This window comes from Alteromonas sp. W12 (assembly GCF_001924945.1).
Taxonomy (GTDB): domain Bacteria; phylum Pseudomonadota; class Gammaproteobacteria; order Enterobacterales; family Alteromonadaceae; genus Alteromonas; species Alteromonas macleodii.
In genome coordinates, this window is sequence record NZ_LQXH01000001.1 from 1,617,080 (window position 1) to 1,636,400 (window position 19,321).

The following is a 19,321-nucleotide window of genomic DNA, read 5'->3' on the forward strand; positions in this document are numbered from 1 at the left end:
CACTTGGTTATGCTGAGAATAACCTTATAATACATCTTGATTGTTAACTAGATTTTATAAAACGTAGCAAGGCAAATTAAATGCAAGAAAGCGTGATGAAAGCGTGGTGGGATTCCTCGCACATGGCAGGTGCCAACGCTGCCTATGTTGAAGAGTTGTATGAAACTTATTTAGAAGACCCGCAAAGTGTCTCTGAAAATTGGCGACAAATCTTCGATAACCTCCCCAAAGTCGATGGCGTAGAGTTAGAAACCAATCATACAACAATTAAAAATCAATTTAGGCAACTTGCTGCGTTAGGGCCAACCGCCCGCATGTCTAGTCCGTCTGTGCCTTCTGCAAATGTTTCAGACGACAGGCAAGTTAAAGTTCTTCAGTTAATCAATGCGTTCCGCTTCCGCGGTCATCAGCACGCAAACCTTGACCCGCTAGGTCTATGGAAACAAGAGCGTGTACGCGATTTAGAACTTTCACACCACAGCCTTTCTGAGCAAGATTTCGATTCAGTATTCAATGTAGGTTCGTATGCTATTGGCAAAGATTCAATGCCATTGGGTGAACTGTTTAAATCGTTAAACCGCACATACTGTGGCTCTATCGGTGCAGAGTACATGCATATTACCGATACTGAACAGAAACGCTGGTTGCAACAAAAAATTGAATCTGTTCAAGCAAAGCCTGAGATTTCTCGCGACGAAAAGTTAGGAATTCTTAAAGGTCTTACTGCGGCTGACGGAATGGAAAAGTACTTGGGGTCTAAATTCCCAGGGGCAAAGCGCTTCTCTCTAGAAGGCGGCGATGCACTTATTCCTATGCTGAAAGGTTTAATCACCAAGGCTGGCACTGCAGGTACCAAAGAAGTGGTTATCGGCATGGCTCACCGTGGTCGTTTGAACGTGCTAGTTAACGTATTGGGTAAAAACCCATCGGTGCTGTTTGATGAATTTTCAGGTAAGCACGACGACTCACTAGGCGCGGGTGACGTGAAATACCACGCAGGTTTCTCGTCTGACTTCGCGACTCCAGGCGGCAATGTTCACTTAGCACTAGCGTTTAACCCGTCTCACCTTGAGATTGTAAACCCTGTAGTTATGGGGTCTGTACGTGCACGTCTTGCGCGTCGCAATGATGACACGAATACAGTACTGCCTATCACTATTCACGGTGACTCGGCAATTGCTGGTCAGGGTGTAGTACAAGAAACGTTCAACATGTCGCAAACTCGCGGCTTTGCGGTAGGCGGTACGGTTCGTATTGTGGTAAATAACCAAGTTGGTTTCACCACATCGAAGACTGAAGATACCCGTTCAACGCAATATTGTACTGACATCGCGAAGATGGTACAGGCACCGATTTTCCATGTGAACTCAGACGATCCAGAAGCGGTTGCCTTTGTTACGCAGCTTGCGCTTGAATACCGTAATAAGTTTAAGAAAGACGTTGTAATTGATTTAGTTTGTTACCGTCGCCACGGTCACAACGAAGCGGATGAGCCAAATGCTACGCAGCCGTTGATGTACCAAAAAATTAAGAAGCACCCGGTTCCACGTGTTCTTTATGCTGACCAGTTAATAGCTGAAGGTGTGATTGAACAACGTGACGCAGACCGCTATCTTGAAGAATACCGCGAAGCACTCGACCACGGCGCGTGCGTTGTTGAAGAGTGGCGTCCAATGACAGAGCACAGCGTTGACTGGTCTCCATATCTTGGTCACGACTGGGATACGCCTTACGATGGTTCGCTTTCAGTTGAGAAGCTCAAAGAGCTAGGTGAGTCAATCACTACTATTCCTGAAGAGCACAAGCTTCAGTCTCGCGTAAACAAGCTTTACCAAGACCGTAAAGCAATGGTCGCAGGTGAAAAGTTACTTGATTGGGGTATGGCTGAAAACTTGGCCTATGCCACTATCGTAGATGCTGGTGAAGATATTCGTATTACCGGTCAGGATTCAGGCCGTGGTACTTTCTTCCACCGTCACGCGGTATTGCACAATCAAAAAGACGCATCGACTTATATGCCCCTACAACATATTCGTGAAGGACAGGGCGAGATCGAAATTTACGACTCTGTGCTTTCAGAAGAAGCGGTTATGGCATTTGAGTATGGTTATGCGACAGCGGAGCCTACGTGTCTGACTATTTGGGAAGCCCAGTTTGGTGACTTCGCTAACGGCGCTCAGGTTGTATTTGATCAGTTCTTGAGCTCGGGTGAAGCGAAGTGGGGCCGTTTGTGTGGTCTAACCGTTTTACTTCCACATGGTTATGAAGGCCAAGGCCCAGAACATAGTTCTGCGCGTCTTGAGCGATTCTTGCAAATGTGTGCTGACCACAACTGGCAAGTGTGTGTACCTTCAACACCTGCTCAGGTTTACAACATGCTTAGACGCCAAGTGGTTCGTCCAATGCGTAAGCCACTTATCGTAATGTCGCCTAAGTCATTATTACGTCATCCTCTTGCGGTATCTTCACTTGAAGAACTGGCAGAGGGTAAATTCCATAACGTAATCGGCGAAATTGATGATATCGATCCGAAGAATGTGAAGCGTGTTGTTATGTGTTCAGGCAAGGTTTACTACGATTTGTTAGACCAGCGCCGTAAAAACGAGCAAACAGACGTCGCAATCATCCGTTTAGAGCAACTTTATCCATTCCCACAAGAAGAATGCGCTAAAGTTGTGGCACAATACAGCCACGTAAAAGATTGGGTTTGGTGTCAAGAAGAGCCTCAAAACCAAGGCGCTTGGTACTGTAGCCAACACCATTTCTGGCAAGCAATTCCAGATGGTGCAAAATTAACATATGCAGGCCGTGATGCATCCTCGTCACCTGCAGTAGGTTATGTATCCGTTCACAACCAGCAACAGAAAGCCCTGGTTGAAAACGCACTCACAATTAAATAAGGAACAGTAATGACAATTGAGATAAAAGTTCCGGTTCTACCTGAGTCAGTTGCCGATGCCACCATTGCAACCTGGCACGTAAAGGCCGGTGACGCAGTTAAACGAGACCAGAACCTGGTTGATATTGAAACTGATAAAGTGGTTTTAGAAGTTGTGGCGCCAGCGGACGGTACAATTGGTGAGATCCTAAACGAAGAGGGTGCAACTGTTTTAGGCGAGCAAGTTATTGCTAAATTAGAAAAGGGTGGTGCTGCTGCACCAGCAGAAGCTAAAACAGAAAGCAAATCGAAAGACGATTCTAAATCAGATGCGGCTCCTGCGGCTTCTGGAAAAACATCTGATGTTAAAGTACCAGTACTTCCTGAATCTGTAGCTGACGCGACAATCGCAACGTGGCACGTAGCTGTAGGTGAAGCAGTTTCTCGCGACCAAAATTTGGTTGATATCGAAACTGATAAAGTCGTACTAGAAGTTGTTGCTCCTGCAGACGGTTCTCTTGCTGAAATTATCGCAGAAGAGGGCGCCACCGTAACAGCTGAAGAAGTGATTGCTAAATTTGTAGAAGGTGCAGCAAGCGGCGCTTCTGCTCCAGTAGCGTCAAGCGAAAGCGATGACAGTGACGAGAGCAGCGATGCGCTTAGTCCTTCTGTTCGTCGCTTACTTGCAGAAAAAGGTGTTGACGCAGCTAAAGTGAAAGGCACTGGCAAAAATGGCCGTATCACTAAAGAAGACGTAGAGAAATACCTTAAAGGCGGCGACAGCTCAGCGAAGGCAGCGCCTGCTGCGTCTGAATCTGTTTCAGCTGACTTACCAACGGGTAATCGTACCGAGAAGCGTGTTCCTATGACGCGTCTTCGCAAGACAATTGCTAACCGTCTTCTTGAAGCGAAGAACTCTACAGCAATGCTAACAACGTTTAACGAAGTAAACATGAAGCCAATCATGGATCTTCGTAAGCAGTACCAAGACAGCTTTGAGAAGCGTCACGGTATTCGCCTTGGTTTCATGTCTTTCTACGTGAAAGCGGTAACCGAAGCCCTTAAGCGTTTCCCTGAAGTTAACGCGTCTATCGACGGTGATGACATTGTTTATCACAACTACTTCGATGTATCGATTGCTGTTTCTACACCACGTGGCCTTGTAACACCAGTACTTAAAGATACTGACACACTAGGCATGGCAGGTGTTGAAAAAGGAATTAAGGAACTAGCACTTAAAGGCCGTGACGGTAAGCTGTCATTGGCTGAACTACAAGGTGGTAATTTCACAATCACCAACGGTGGTGTGTTTGGTTCACTAATGTCTACACCAATCATTAACCCGCCACAGAGCGCTATTTTGGGTATGCATAAAATCCAAGATCGTCCAATGGCTGTTAATGGCAAAGTAGAAATTCTACCAATGATGTACCTAGCGCTTTCTTATGACCACCGTATTATCGATGGTAAAGAATCAGTAGGTTTCTTGGTAACCGTTAAAGAGATGCTAGAAGATCCAACACGTCTACTTCTAGACGTATAAGACTTTCGTCTCACGGAATTGTGGTTAGGCGTTTAGCTTGTGTATGCTTGCTTTGCGCCTAACGCAACGCTGATATTTGCCCTATAATATCAGTCAAACTAATCAAGTCGCATTTGCGGCTTTTGTCTTACTAAAAATCGGATAGAAACACCATGAATTTGCATGAATACCAAGGTAAGCAGCTATTCAAAGAATACGGTTTGCCTGTTTCTGAAGGATACGCAGCAGACACTGCTCAAGGTGCTGTAGAAGCCGCTGACCGAATTGGCGGAAACGAGTGGGTAGTAAAGTGTCAGGTACACGCGGGCGGTCGCGGTAAAGCTGGCGGTGTAAAGCTAGTTAAAAACAAAGACGACATTCGCGCTTTCGCTGAAAACTGGCTTGGCAAAAATTTGGTGACTTTCCAGACTGACGAAAACGGTCAGCCTGTGAGCAAAATCCTAGTTGAATCTTGCACAGATATCGCTAACGAGCTTTACCTTGGTGCAGTAGTTGACCGTACAACCCGTCGCGTTGTATTCATGGCATCTACTGAAGGTGGCGTTGAGATTGAAACTGTTGCAGAAGAAACTCCAGAGAAAATCCTTAAAGCTGAAATCGACCCAATTGTAGGTCCTCAGCCTTATCAAGCGCGCGAAATGGCGTTTGCTCTAGGTCTTTCTGGCGTACAAATCAAGCAATTCACTCAAATCTTCCTTGGCCTAGCTAAGATGTTTGAAGAGCTTGACGTTGCGCTTATCGAAATCAACCCGCTAGTTATCAAAACTGACGGTAACCTACACTGCCTAGACGCGAAAGTAGGTATCGATGGTAACGCGCTATATCGTCAGCCTAAGCTGAAAGATATGCAAGATCCTTCACAAGAAGATGCGCGTGAAGCTCATGCTGCTCAGTGGGAACTAAACTACGTTGCGCTAGACGGTAATGTAGGTTGTATGGTTAACGGTGCAGGCCTAGCAATGGGTACTATGGACATCGTAAACCTACACGGTGGCAAGCCAGCTAACTTCCTAGACGTTGGTGGCGGCGCAACTAAAGAGCGTGTAGCTGAAGCATTCAAAATCATCCTTTCTGATGACAATGTTAAAGCGGTATTGGTTAACATCTTCGGTGGTATCGTTCGCTGTGACATGATTGCAGAAGGTATCATTGGTGCGGTTAAAGAAGTTGGCGTAGAAGTACCTGTAGTTGTACGTCTTGAAGGTACCAATGCAGAGCTTGGCCGTGAAGTTCTAGCGAACTCTGGTCTAGATATCATTGCTGCTGAATCGCTAACTGATGCAGCGCAGAAAGTTGTTGCTGCAGCGGAGGGCAAATAATGTCTGTATTAATTAATAAAGATACTAAAGTAATTTGTCAGGGTTTCACTGGCGGTCAGGGTACTTTCCACTCTGAGCAAGCAATTGCTTACGGTACGCAAATGGTTGGTGGTGTAACACCAGGTAAAGGCGGTACTGAGCACCTAGGTCTTCCAGTATTCAATACTGTACGTGAAGCGGTAGAAGCAACTGGCGCAACTGCAACAGTTATCTATGTACCAGCACCTTTCTGTAAAGATTCAATTGTTGAAGCTGCAGATGCGGGTATCGAGCTAATCGTATGTATCACTGAAGGTATCCCAACGCTAGATATGCTTTACGTTAAAGAATACGTAGAAGCGAAAGGCGTTCGCATGATCGGTCCAAACTGCCCAGGTGTAATCACTCCTGGAGAGTGTAAAATTGGTATCATGCCTGGTCACATCCACAAGCCTGGTAAAGTAGGTATTGTTTCTCGCTCTGGTACACTTACGTACGAAGCGGTTAAGCAAACCACTGACGAAGGTTTTGGCCAGTCTACTTGTGTTGGTATCGGTGGCGACCCAATTCCTGGTTCAAACTTCATCGACATCCTTCAGATGTTCCAAGACGATCCACAAACTGAAGCTATCGTAATGATCGGTGAGATCGGTGGTACAGCTGAAGAAGAAGCAGCAGCGTTCATTAAAGCTAATGTAACCAAGCCTGTTGTTTCTTACATTGCTGGTGTTACTGCTCCTCCAGGTAAGCGTATGGGTCACGCTGGTGCAATCATCGCAGGCGGTAAAGGTACTGCTGATGAGAAATTCAAAGCACTAGAAGACGCTGGCGTTAAAACTGTACGTTCACTTGCTGAAATCGGCAAGGCGCTTCGCGAGACTACAGGTTGGTAAGCTAACGCTTAACAATTTTGTGATAAAAGCCCGCTTTAAGCGGGCTTTTTTGTGCGCGCTTATTAACAACTCTGCAGAAATGCATGTAACAAAGTTACAACTATCTGCCGTAAAAGCCCCGTATAATCCATATTGTGTTGTTAAATTACATAAAGGCCTGCATATCCTTTGTTAACGGCGTGTTGCACAAATTTTATTGAATACGTATGCAGGCAATTGTGCAAACCCTAGGTCCTCTATAGCATTATGCCGACGAGATGTATTGTCATTTAATTGTCATAAGAACAACAAAAAGACAACAACTATAACCGTATGGGACACCCGTTTTATGAAACAATTTAAACCCAACCTAATTAAAGCTGCGCTTATTTCAGGCGGTATGGCGTTTGGTAGTGCACCAGCATTTGCACAAGATGCAAACACTGATGCTGTTGATGAAGCAAATCTTGAAGTAATTCAAGTTAGCGGTATTCGCGGCAGCTTACAGCGTGCTCAAGCAATCAAAATGGATAACACTTCAATTGTTGAAGCGTTATCAGCAGAAGATATTGGTAAGCTACCAGATACCAGTATTGCAGAATCAATCGCACGTCTTCCTGGTGTAACTGGTGAACGTCGTAACGGTCGTACAAGTGGTATCTCTGTTCGTGGTTTTAACGAGAACTACGTTGGTACGTCACTGAACGGTCGTGAACTTCTAGGTATGGGTGATAACCGTGGGGTTGAGTTTGACCTTTATCCAACGGAAATCATTTCAAACATTCTGGTATACAAAACACCAGAAGCGGGCATGACTACCCAAAATATCGGTGGTTCAATTGACCTTCAAACGGTTAAGCCTCTGACGGCAGAAAGCACGTTTACCGTAAACGGCACGTTCGAAAAGAATGCTGAAGACTCTCCAAACCCAGATTTTGACAACGACGGTCACCGCATTTCTGTAAACTTTGTCGATCAATTTGCCGACGATACGATTGGTTTAGCGTTAACTGTTGCGAGCATGGAGTCTCCGCGCCAGGAGCAACACTTCCGCGGTTGGGGTTATGCGGGTGTGAACTTTGATAATGAGCGCCGTGACCTAGACCCTGTAGAAGTTCCTGAAGGTACAGTAGTTCTTGGTGGTCACGATTCATTCCAGCGTTCAGCAATGCTAGAACGAGACTCAATTGCCGCTGTTGTTGAATGGGCGCCTACCGACAAGCTCAATATCCAACTTGATGCACTTTATATCGATTTCGTTGAAGACGACGTACGTCGTGGTCTTGAAGAAGGCGGTGCAGAGTGGGGTACAAGCGCTTACACTATCACTGGTGTTGAAAACGGACTGGTAACCAGCGGTTACTCTGATGGTTTCTATAGCGTTGTTCGTAACGATGCGCGTCGTCAAGAAGCAGACCTAACCACAGTAGGCATTAATGCTGAATACCAAATCAACGACTCTTGGACACTAGAACTAGATTACTCCACCGGTAAAGTTGAAAAAGAAATTATCGATGTAGAAAGCTACTCAGGTGTAGGTCGCGCTGGTACTGAAGGCCGTCCAATTACTGCACGTAGCTGGGAAATGACATCTTCTGGTGTAATGTTCTCTGACCACCCAACTATTGCACCGGTTGACTTAACCGACCCAACACTTATTAGTCTTGCAGGTCCGCAGGCATGGGGCGCACGTCCGTTACTTGAGTCTGATGCACAGGATGGTTTCGTAAACCAGCCGCTTTTCGAAGAAGAGCTTGATACCCTTCGTTTCGACGTTAAAGGCTATGTAGATTGGGGTGTGGTAACTGGCCTATCTGCTGGTGTTGTATATTCTGACCGCTCTAAATCTAAAGACAATAACGGTGCTTACCTAACAGCGCCTTCATATCCTGGAAATGCTCCTATTCCTGAAGTGCTAGGCGTAACGAACCTTAACTTTATTGGAATTGACGGCGTGTTAGCGTACGACTCGCTAGGTCTTTTCGAAAGTGGTTATTACATTGAAAGCGATGCAAGCCGCGTTCAAAACGATCGCTTAGGTGATACTTACACCGTTGATGAAGAGCTACTTACCCTTTACACCAAACTAGATTTGGAAATGGAAGTTGGCGATATTTGGGTGCGCGGTAACGTTGGCCTTCAAGTAGTAAGTGCAGATCAAGAATCAACAGGTTTCTCTGCAACGTCTGACCGGGAAGGTTACACCATTGCTAGCCCTGTAACCGGTGGCGCAGACTACACAGATGTTCTTCCAACACTTAACCTTTCAGCAGAAGTAGCTGAGGGTCAGTTTGTGCGCTTGGGCTTGAGCAAAGTTATTTCTCGTCCGCGTATGGATGACATGCGTCCAAATACTCAGGTTACGTTCTCGTTCAACGATAACCAAATCACTAGCCCTGACATTGAAAATGGTCCATGGGGTGGTAGTGCTGGTAACCCTGAATTGCGTCCGCTTGAAGCAAACCAGTTTGACCTAGCTTATGAGAACTACTTTGCAGATACAGGTTATGTAGCTGTGTCGTTCTTCTATAAAGACATTAAAAACTGGCACCGCAGCACGTCTATTGTGGCTGATTTCACAGAGTTTTATATTCCTGAGCTACATCAGGGCTCTGAAGGTCAAACTCCTGTATTGTTCACAGGTCAAGTAAGCAGTGTATTAGATGGGTTCGAAGGCTTTGTTCGCGGTTACGAATTACAAGGTTCACTTCCATTTGACATGATCCATGAGTCACTTGAAGGCTTCGGTTTGTTCGCAAGTGCAACCTTTATGGATGGTGAAGTTGACGCGGCTCCGGGTCAAACAGAAACACGTATTCCTGGACTATCTGAAGAGTCTTACAGTATGACTTTCTTCTATGAGAATGCTGGTTTCGAATTCCGTCTTGCGGCAACAAAACGCGATCAGTACCTAACTGAAGAACGTGGTGTTAGTTTGGCGTTAGTTGATGCAACGAAGCAAGGCGGTACGCTCGTTGATGCGCAAATTGGCTATGACTTTAGCGAGTCTGGTATCGAATATCTAGAAGGCCTACGTGTTACTTTACAAGCACAGAACCTGACCGATGAAGATGATATTCAAGCGTCAGCGGCTGACGGCCGTCAAATCACGCAGTTCCAAACTTATGGAACGAACTACTTGCTAGGATTTAACTACAAGTTCTAATTTCTTCGTGTGTGTAAAGCCACCTGCTGCTTTTTGTTTTAGCTTGTGCTAAAAGAGAGAGCAAATGGTGGCTTTTCTTTTTGTATGAAAGGAACCCTTCAAAATTTTTGGTACGAATTGCGAGAAGTTTATGCAAGATCCTCATAATAAACCGATAAAGCATGTAGTGATTGCCGGCGGTGGAACGGCAGGTTGGTTAGCTGCATCATTAATGAAAAAGGTGTTGGGTAAAGCAGTTGATATTACTCTGGTTGAATCTGAAGCGATTGGTACGGTCGGTGTTGGTGAAGCTACCATCCCCCCAATACGCCTAGTAAACCAAGTGTTAGGTATCGACGAAGCACAGTTTCTTCATGATACTAAAGCAACGATAAAACTTGCTATACGGTTCGAAAATTGGAAAACGAAGGGTGAAAGCTACTATCACACCTTTGGTGCGCCGGGCAAAAGCATGGCGTTTTGTCATTTTCATCACTATTGGGTAAAGGCGCGCCAGCAAGGCCTAAAAGACGACCTGTGGGATTTTGACCTAAATTACCATGCCGCTGAAGCGGGACGATTTGCGCAGATAAATGCCAAAGACCCAGTCGTTGAGCTACCTTTCGCCTATCATTTTGACGCCAGTTTATACGCTCAGTATTTACGAAAGCTGAGTGAAAATATGGGGGTTGTACGCAAAGAAGGTAAAATTTCACGTGTTCAACGTTTTACCGACAGCGGTTTTATTCAAGCACTTCACTTAGAAAGTGGGGACGTGGTTGAAGGGGACTTATTTGTTGATTGCACGGGCTTTAAGGGGCTATTGATAGAGGAAGCGCTGGGCGCTGGTTACGACGATTGGTCTCACTTACTTCCTTGTGATAGTGCCATTGCAGTACCGTCTGAGCGACATGAAAAAACCGCGCCTTACACGCGCTCTATTGCCCACGATGCGGGTTGGCAATGGAGGATCCCACTGCAACACAGAAATGGTAATGGCCACGTATATAGTTCACGCTATATCAGTGATGATCAGGCCTGTGACACCTTGTTGTCAAACTTAGATACCAAACCATTAGGCGACCCTAAACTGATAAAGTTTACGACGGGCAGACGACGTAAGCAGTGGTACAAAAACGTAGTAGCAGTAGGTCTATCAAGTGGATTCTTAGAGCCACTTGAATCTACCAGTATTCACCTCATACAATCTGCAATTGTTCGCTTAATTCAGTTGTTTCCCCACAACGGCTTTGCACCGAGCTTGGAAAAGGAATATAACAAGCAGTCTGAATTAGAGTTTGAACAAATCAGAGATTTTCTTGTTTTGCATTACACCGTAAATGGGCGAACCGATAGCGCCTTTTTCAATGATATGCGAAATATTACTTTGCCCGATTCCTTAGCACATAAAATTGCGTTGTTTAAAGAAAGCGGAAATCTGCTACGAGAACAAAATGACCTATTCCTTGAAAGCTCATGGCTACAGGTCTTGTACGGTCAGGGGATTACTCCTAAGGATTATCACGGTTTGGTAAACAGTGTGCCTGAAGTTCAGTTAAATCAAATGTTAACAAGACTGTTGGAAATCAAAAAAGAGCCCATTGCTAAGTTGCCGACACATGACGAGTATATAAATGGGATGGTTGCAAAGTATAAACGCGCAATGAGTTGAATAATTTCATATGGTTAGAAGTGCTGCGAACGAACGCATTAGCTAACTAAACTGGTAAAGGATAAAGCAGCCACATGGCTGCTTTATTCGTTTTTAAGGATGAAATGTTACAATTTTGCTGTTTTTTTATTGGAGAATTAAAAATATGTTGCGCCGATGTAAATGAATACGTATGCATAGCATTGCTCCCTTTTTATACAAAACAGTAGTATTTGGTGTTGAACCATAAGAGGCATTTTTGGGTGTGGTAGTCCTAAAAGTGTCGATAATAAACAAGGAATGGGACACCAATGAAAACATTCAAACCCAGCACTATCATGGCGGCCTTGATAAGTAGTGGGGTCGCGTTTAGCGCAGCTCCTCTTTATGCCCAAGAGTCTCCAGACACCTCAATAGACGAAGTTGAACGACCACAAGAAGATACCTTAGAGCGTATTGAAGTACGTGGTTTTAGTACCAGCTTGATCCAATCACTAAACCAGAAACGCTTCTCTGATACGGTTTCTGAACAAATATCTGCAGACGATTTGGGCGGACTTCCCGATGTGTCGATGGCGGATGCATTGACCCGCTTGCCAGGTATCTCTGCAGTAAGAACCGGGGGGCAAGCCGCGCAAATAAATATTCGTGGTCTATCCGGTGACTTTGTGTTTTCTACATTAAACGGTAGAGAGCAGGTATCGACCAGCGGAAGTCGGGCAATTGAGTTTGATCAGTATCCTTCAGAGCTTATTAGTGAGGCAGCGGTTTATAAATCACCCAAGGCATCGCTTATTGAGGGGGGTATAGCGGGTACGGTAGAACTTAAAACTGCATCTCCACTTGCCATTGAAGAGCAGCATAAATTCAGCGCCAACATGCGTGGCATGTACAACGATAGAGCGTCAGAGGTGAGTGATGCTACAGAGTATGGACATAGACTGAGTTTTTCATATCAAGGTAAATTCCTTGACGATACGCTAGGTGTATCACTAGGTTATGCTCGTTTATTCCAACCGAGCGTTTCTACGCAATTCATTGGTTTAGCTTATAACGGTCAAGTTGATGTAGACGGACTTGAAGGTGATATAGACGGGCCAGCAGATTGCCCCAATTGTGAACTCATTTCAGAAGGCTTTGAAATGCAGCACAAGGGCGGGGAAGAGACTCGCGATGGTTACGTTGCCGCGTTTGAATGGGCACCTATCGATACCTTTACACTTAAAGCTGATGCTTTTATCTCGAAATTTGACTCCGAAGCCTTTGCACGTGGATTTCGCGTTAAGCTAGGTGGAATAAACGCTGGTATAACTAATCCTGTAGTAGTAAATAATAGCGTAATTGGCGGCACATTTTCTCGTACAGACAACAGCTTTACCCGTGTTGAGTTGGTAAACGACGACAACCAAGATTTCGACAGTGTTACCAACTTAGGCGTGAATGCTAGCTGGGAGATATCGCCAGATTTAGCGGTTCAGTTTGACGTCTCCCGTTCAAGTGCTGAAAGCGACTTCAGAAACGGTTTACTTTGGTCGCTCGTTGGCGAAGATGCGACAGCGGCAAACCCCGTGTTCGACGAAAACGTCCAAATTTCTTATTTACTCAACGGTTTAAACTTACCTGATATCGGTTTTAATCAAAGTGATGCTTTTACAGACCTAGACCGTGTAATGGTAAGTAAATACGGTATTTATCCGTATGAAAACAAAGATGAGTTAGACGCCTATCGCGTAGACTTCCAATATTATGTCGATGTGCCAATCATTTCTGGCTTTGAATTTGGCTATCGTTACTCAGACCGGGAATATAACAATGACCGCTCTGTGTTTGAATACGGCAACGATAGTGCATTCTCTGTAAGCGAACCGCCACTTCAGTTAACTTCTGATATGGTCGAAGAGGTTAATTGGAGCGGTGATTTTGGTTATTTTCCAAGTTATCTTTCCGTTGATCTAGACAGTGCACTCAATGCTTGGTTTCCAAGCGGTAGGCCACAGCCTGTTCAAACATGGGGACCAGGCGCTGCCGGCGTTATCAATGGTCCAGGTACCGGGCCTGCTACTGCGTGGACGCTACAAGAAAGTGGCGATGTATTTGAAACTGTGAATTCTGCCTACTTGATGGCAAACATTAATACAGAAATTGGCAGTATCCCTGTTACAGGTAATGTTGGTGTTCGTTACGTTAAAAGTAAACAAAGTTCAACGACGCTACAGCGTGCTACTCAGTTAATTGAAGACCTAGAGACCGGAACATCGGTTGAAGTTAGTGACCCTACGGCTGGTGCACAAAACATTACCGACGACGTAGGGTTAATTAATAACTTTTATCGCCCAGCGTTGATAAGTCACGAATATTCTGACGTTTTGCCTTCAATTAACCTGAACTTTAAACTTACAGATGACACGCAACTTCGTGTAGCTGCTGCAAAAGTGATGGGCAGAGCGCCAATAAACCGTTTTGCCGCAAATGCGTCAACCACTATTGAAACGGTTACCGCTTTCCAAGACAGAGACTCGGGTGAAATTACGCTTTCCAACCCTACGGCAAGGGTTAGTGGTAGCGCCCGTAACAGCCCTTATTTAGAGCCATTCTATGCAACTCAATACGACGTTTCGTGGGAGTATTATTTCTCAGATACGGAAGGGGCATTAGTTGTCGCTGGCTTTTATAAAGACATTGAATCGTTCGTAGAAGACATTGAAATAGAGCCTTATGATTTTGAAGCAAACGGCATTGTAATTCCTGATAACGTAAGTGTGCCGGTTTACTTGACGCCAGAGTTTGCAGGACAGGAAGCCGAACTAGCGCTTGATGAAAATGGCGACCCTATCTTTATTACCGTCCCTACTGAAAATGGAAGCTACAGCACAGCCGTAAATAATGCAGAAGGTGGCTATATTCGCGGTTTAGAAATCGCCTATACGCAAATTTATAGCATGCTGCCTGGCATGTGGTCAGGCTTAGGCGTTAGCGCAAGTTACTCTTACACCGAAAGTGAAATTCAACGCACGCTAGGTGATGACGTGTATGCAGCTAACTTACCAGGTCTTTCTGAAAACGTTGCTACGCTAACCGTGTTTTGGGAATACGAAGGTTTTGAAACTCGCTTGTCCAGCCGATATCGCGACGCATTTGTTTCGCAGCAAGTAGCGGTAAACGACCAGGTGGTTAACTTTGATGAAGAATTGGTTATTGATTACCAAGCGTCGTACGAGATTAACGACAATTGGAGCGTACTATTTCAAGTTAATAACCTAACAGACGAGCCAACGAAGAGCTATTTCTCATCAGAAGAGCAAACCGGCACTATCCAATACTTTGGTACGCAATATTACCTAGGGATGACATATCAACTATGAAAAACAGCATCTTAGGTAATTTATTTAGCAACACGACGGAATATTCGGTTGCCAAAAGTAGCGAAAATATTCAGGAGAATTCTATGTTTACTAAAAAAAGAGTAGTGCGCGCTGCGTTACTCGTAGTAGGCGCATATACACTTGCAGGTTGCGGTGGCTCGGGCGTAGAGTCGGGCACCAACGATCTGCTTACCTGTGAGGTGCCAAATGTACCTAATTCATCAGGTACGGCTTGTGAACCGCCACCACCTATTCAATGCGATGCACCACTCGTACCTAATGAAGCGAACGATGCATGTGAAGCCGGTGCTGATCCAAGTTTACCTGCACCTGTATTTACCCCTTCATCTAATCAAGCTGTACTTTATTATAATCGGGCTGCTGTTGACGCTGATAACTCAAGTAACGATGCAGCTTATGAAGGCTGGAGACTACATACTTGGAACAATGACGAGTGTGATGCTTATGCTGACGCGGACACGGATTGGGCCAACGGTCGCATTCATAGCGGTATCGATCCAAACTATGGTGCGTATTGGATTCTAGACCTTAAAGACGGGTATGGAAGCTGCCACAATTTCATCATCCACAAAGGCACTGACGATGCCGGAAAAGAAATGGGGGGCGGAGACTTCCAGGGTTCTTTAGTACAAGATGATGAAACATTTGTACGCATGAATTTTACCCTTTCTGGCGAGGCAACCATATTTGAGTTCCCTATCATGTCTCTTGGTCCACAGCCTGTTGATATCGAGGGTTTTGGCGCGCATTGGTTAGATGCCAACACTATTTTATGGGACGTACCTGAAACCGTTTCAGAGGTGAAACTTCACTATTCAGCACAGGCTGACTTAGAGAGCACGCTGGAAGAGGGTATTAACGGTACGCAAGTAACGTTAATGAGTACAACACTTACCGAAGAGCAATCTGCCCGTGCGCCGCACTTATCTGCTATGCAGGCTTGGGAAGGCGACTGGTCGGTCGAAGATGCTAAAACCGTGTTGACGACACAAGCCGTAGTAGGGGGTTACGATGCTGACGGTGCGCTTGTTGTTGCGACCGGGATCCAACTGGCTAACGGAATAGACGCACTATATACGCTCGGTGAAGACGATGCCGACGAAGCTCAACTTGGTGGTATCTACTCTGATACAGGTATTACTGCCGCATTGTGGGCGCCTACTGCTTCAAATGTTGATCTTCTGATTTATAACGACAACAAGACATTAAGCCAGCGTATTGATATGGTTCGTGATGATACGTCTGGTGTCTGGCGTCATGAAGGCGATATGTCCCTTGACCGTCAGCTTTACCGTTATGAAGTTACCGTCTATCACCCTATTACGGGGAGTGTAGAAACGCTGCTTGTTACAGACCCATATTCTGTGTCACTAAGTACAAACGGCCGTTTCTCTCGCTTCGTAAATCTAGCTGATGATGATTTAAAACCACAAGGCTGGGATACTCATACTATTCCGACGGTTGAAAATTATGAAGATGCAGTCATTTACGAAGGACACGTTCGTGACTTTAGCGTACGTGATATGTCTACGTCTGAGGAAAATAGAGGTAAATACCTTGCCTTTACTGAAGAGGGCACAGCACCGGTTGAGCACCTTAAAAAGCTTGTTGAAGCAGGGCTTACTTACTTCCATATACTTCCAGCAAATGACATTGCAACCATCGATGAGGATCCAACAAAAACGGTAGATTTATACGATACGGTAGGCAAACTGTGTCGCTTAAATAGCAGTGCTGCGGTATGTGAAGAAGAAAGCGCTGATGCATTGCTAATTGACGTTTACAACGGTTACGATCCTTTATCTCAAGCGGGTAAAGCTCAGCAGCTTACTAATGATTTACGCAATCTAGATACATTTAACTGGGGTTATGATCCTCATCACTTTAACGCGCCGGAAGGCAGCTATGCGTCGAGTGCAGAGGGTGTAGAACGCATTGTAGAAATGCGAGCCATGATCCAAGCACTTCACGAGATGGGGCTACGTGTTGCACTTGATGTAGTCTATAACCATACCAATGCGTCTGGTGTTTTCAGTAAGTCAGTATTAGACAAAGCGGTACCGGGTTACTATCACCGTTATGAAGTGGATACTGGTGCGATTGTTCGTGAAACGTGCTGTGATGACACAGAGCCTCGCAATGTCATGATGGAAAAGTTCATGGAAGACTCGCTGCTAATGTGGACTGAGCATTATAAGTATGATTCATTCCGTTTCGACATCATGAGCCAAGCTACAAAAGACACTATGGTACGCTTGCGTGATGCAGTCCAAGCTATCGATGCTGACAACTATTTCTACGGTGAAGGCTGGACTAAAATAGACCGCGGTTACGAGCAAGCGAGCCAGCTCAATATGGCTGGTACCGAGATTGGTACCTATAACGACCGTATTCGCGAAGCTATTCGTCAAGGCGCTATCTTTAGGCCGGAAGATGAAGGGCTATTAAGCGCGCAAGACCGCGTAAAAATGGGCATGATCGGAACGTTAAAAGACTATGTTTTGGAGACGTCTTCAGGAAGTGCAGGCGCTACCAGTAACTTAGGCGGCTATGCAGAAGATCCTGCGGATATCATTAACTACGTGTCGAAGCACGATAATGAAACACTGTGGGATCAGTTAAACTACACGCTTCCACAAGATATTACTCTAGAACAGCGGGTTCGTGCCCAAAATGTAGCAATGGGTATTAATCTTGTGTCTCAAGGTATTCCATTTTTACAAATGGGCGGCGACATGCTTCGCTCAAAATCAATGGATAGAAACACCTATGATGCGGGCGACTGGTTTAACTATGTCGATTTCACCTACGAAACTAACAACTGGAACGTAGGTTTACCATTAGCACAAGACAATGAAGCCCGTTGGGAAGAAATGGGTGAATTCATTTACAATCCAAATCGCGCGGCCTCAATGGCAGATATAATGTTTGCCTCTGATGTGTTTGCAGAATTGCTTAATATTCGAATGACAAGTCCGCTGTTTAGATTAACCACCGCTGAAGACATCATCGACCGTATAGGTTTCCATAATATTGGCGAACGCCAGCAGCGTGGTCTTATAGCGATGAGTATTGATGACGGCATATCTGAAAACAGCGAAGTACCTCGTCAAGATTTAGACATGATGAATGATGCGGTTATGGTGCTAGTGAATACAGGGTATGAAGAGAAGTCTATCACGGTAAACACAGCAACAGGTTTTTCGCTTCACGCCACACAAATGAATTCTGTCGATGCTGTGGTACGCGGCGCCACATTTGTAGAAGGTGAAGATGGTAATGGAACCTTTACCGTTCCTGCATTAACTATTGCTGTGTTCGTAAAACCACAGTCTGGAGCTCAAGGTTATGGTCTATCAGCGTATGCCACGTCTGGTGCGCCTGATGTTGTTCCTTACGGCGACACCATCGCTTACCTGCGTGGAGATATGAATGGTTGGTCAACGGATGATGCATTTACCTATCAGGGTGACGGTAAGTACACCGTAACAGCTACACTTGAAGGTGGCGTTACATATGGATTCAAATTCGCATCTGAAGATTGGAGTACAGTGAACTTTGGTGCAGCGGATGGTGAAGAAGGTACAGTAATAGCGGGCGAAGAAAAGGTTCTTGCACGTACTAATACCAACCTTTCATTTACACCAGCGACGAGCGCGACCTACCTGTTTACTATTGATGCGACTGATAGCGAAGCACCAATCCTTATGGTTGAAAACGAAGAGCCCTATGTTGGCACACCAGTGTATCTTCGTGGTGCAATGAACGATTGGGGTACGGCTGAGGAGTTTGCGTACCAAGGCGGACGTATTTACACTTTCTCTCGTGATGTTGAACCAGGAACTTACGAGTTTAAGGTTGCTTCAGAAGATTGGAGTACCGTGAACTTCGGTGCGATATCAGCCGATGATTCAGATCGCAACCTTGCGCCTGGCCAGACTTTGGGGCTCGCCGCTACCAACGACAATCTTATTTTGAACATTGAAACCGCCGACCGCTATGTGTTCGTATTCAACGTCACTGATTTAAATGCGCCAACCATTGGTGTATTTAAAGAAGCGTTTTGGGGCGACACTCAAGTTTATATCCGTGGTGGTATGAATGGCTGGGGAGCTGTCGATATGTTTGAATATCAAGGAGAAGGTGTTTATACCGCAGACATTGAATTGAGCGCAGGTAGTATTGAATTCAAAGTCGCTTCTGAAGACTGGTCGACAGTAAACCTTGGCAACCCGAACGATGCAGCAAGCAACGTAGTAACGCCTAGCGAGCCGAAAACACTTGGCGCAAGTAACAATAATCTAATGATTGAAGTTGCTGAGTCTGGTCTATACGAGTTTAAGGTATATGGCCCTGATGGAAATGCACCTACGTTAACGGTTACGAAAAAGTAAGACCGAATAAACGCTAATTTGGTAAATTTCTAATTAACCAAGATTTAAAAACCGCGACGTAGTTCGCGGTTTTTTGTTTTTGGCATATCTCTTGATTCTCTAGTAGTATCACCAAGAAAATAGTGGTCGTACCAGAGTGGTTGAATTTATTCAGAAG

8 protein-coding genes are annotated in these 19,321 nt (G+C 45.2%); all 8 read left to right on the forward strand.

Annotated features, from left to right (window positions below; translation table 11 throughout):
• The first annotated feature begins 80 nt into the window (after positions 1–80).
• The 8 genes from sucA to AWH61_RS06935 all read left to right on the forward strand — a co-directional run bounded on the left by sucA (position 81) and on the right by AWH61_RS06935 (position 19,164).
• On the forward strand, positions 81–2,900 hold the full coding sequence (sucA, locus tag AWH61_RS06900) for a 2-oxoglutarate dehydrogenase E1 component (RefSeq protein ID WP_075176568.1): 2,820 nt from the start codon (positions 81–83) through the stop codon (positions 2,898–2,900).
• A 9-nt stretch (positions 2,901–2,909) separates the two neighbouring features.
• The gene (gene odhB / locus AWH61_RS06905) at positions 2,910–4,421 is read left to right on the forward strand and encodes a 2-oxoglutarate dehydrogenase complex dihydrolipoyllysine-residue succinyltransferase (protein ID WP_075176569.1); all 1,512 of its coding nucleotides are present in this window, start codon (positions 2,910–2,912) and stop codon (positions 4,419–4,421) included.
• Between the two features lie 152 nt (positions 4,422–4,573).
• Positions 4,574–5,740 (forward strand): ADP-forming succinate--CoA ligase subunit beta, encoded by a 1,167-nt coding sequence (gene sucC, locus AWH61_RS06910; RefSeq protein WP_014949450.1) that lies wholly within the window; start codon positions 4,574–4,576, stop codon positions 5,738–5,740.
• Positions 5,740–6,612: a succinate--CoA ligase subunit alpha gene (gene sucD, locus AWH61_RS06915; protein WP_012518366.1), complete on the forward strand. Its 873-nt coding sequence runs from the start codon at positions 5,740–5,742 to the stop codon at positions 6,610–6,612. The genes sucC and sucD overlap by 1 nt, the downstream gene beginning before the upstream one ends.
• Before the next feature lie 328 nt (positions 6,613–6,940).
• The gene (locus AWH61_RS06920; protein ID WP_075176570.1) at positions 6,941–9,757 is read left to right on the forward strand and encodes a TonB-dependent receptor; all 2,817 of its coding nucleotides are present in this window, start codon (positions 6,941–6,943) and stop codon (positions 9,755–9,757) included.
• A 130-nt stretch (positions 9,758–9,887) separates the two neighbouring features.
• Complete coding sequence (locus AWH61_RS06925) at positions 9,888–11,408, forward strand: tryptophan halogenase family protein (RefSeq protein WP_075176571.1); 1,521 nt, start codon at positions 9,888–9,890, stop codon at positions 11,406–11,408.
• A 290-nt stretch (positions 11,409–11,698) separates the two neighbouring features.
• Positions 11,699–14,749 (forward strand): TonB-dependent receptor, encoded by a 3,051-nt coding sequence (locus tag AWH61_RS06930; protein ID WP_039227776.1) that lies wholly within the window; start codon positions 11,699–11,701, stop codon positions 14,747–14,749.
• An 83-nt stretch (positions 14,750–14,832) separates the two neighbouring features.
• Positions 14,833–19,164: an alpha-1,6-glucosidase domain-containing protein gene (locus tag AWH61_RS06935; RefSeq protein ID WP_075176670.1), complete on the forward strand. Its 4,332-nt coding sequence runs from the start codon at positions 14,833–14,835 to the stop codon at positions 19,162–19,164.
• Positions 19,165–19,321: the final 157 nt, after the last annotated feature.

Bases quoted from the DNA above. Each gene is read 5' to 3' on its own strand.
- sucA (WP_075176568.1), top strand. From the start codon at position 81: ATGCAAGAAAGCGTGATGAAAGCGTGGTGGGATTCCTCGCACATGGCA.
- odhB (WP_075176569.1), top strand. From the start codon at position 2,910: ATGACAATTGAGATAAAAGTTCCGGTTCTACCTGAGTCAGTTGCCGAT.
- sucC (WP_014949450.1), top strand. From the start codon at position 4,574: ATGAATTTGCATGAATACCAAGGTAAGCAGCTATTCAAAGAATACGGT.
- sucD (WP_012518366.1), top strand. From the start codon at position 5,740: ATGTCTGTATTAATTAATAAAGATACTAAAGTAATTTGTCAGGGTTTC.
- AWH61_RS06920 (WP_075176570.1), top strand. From the start codon at position 6,941: ATGAAACAATTTAAACCCAACCTAATTAAAGCTGCGCTTATTTCAGGC.
- AWH61_RS06925 (WP_075176571.1), top strand. From the start codon at position 9,888: ATGCAAGATCCTCATAATAAACCGATAAAGCATGTAGTGATTGCCGGC.
- AWH61_RS06930 (WP_039227776.1), top strand. From the start codon at position 11,699: ATGAAAACATTCAAACCCAGCACTATCATGGCGGCCTTGATAAGTAGT.
- AWH61_RS06935 (WP_075176670.1), top strand. From the start codon at position 14,833: ATGTTTACTAAAAAAAGAGTAGTGCGCGCTGCGTTACTCGTAGTAGGC.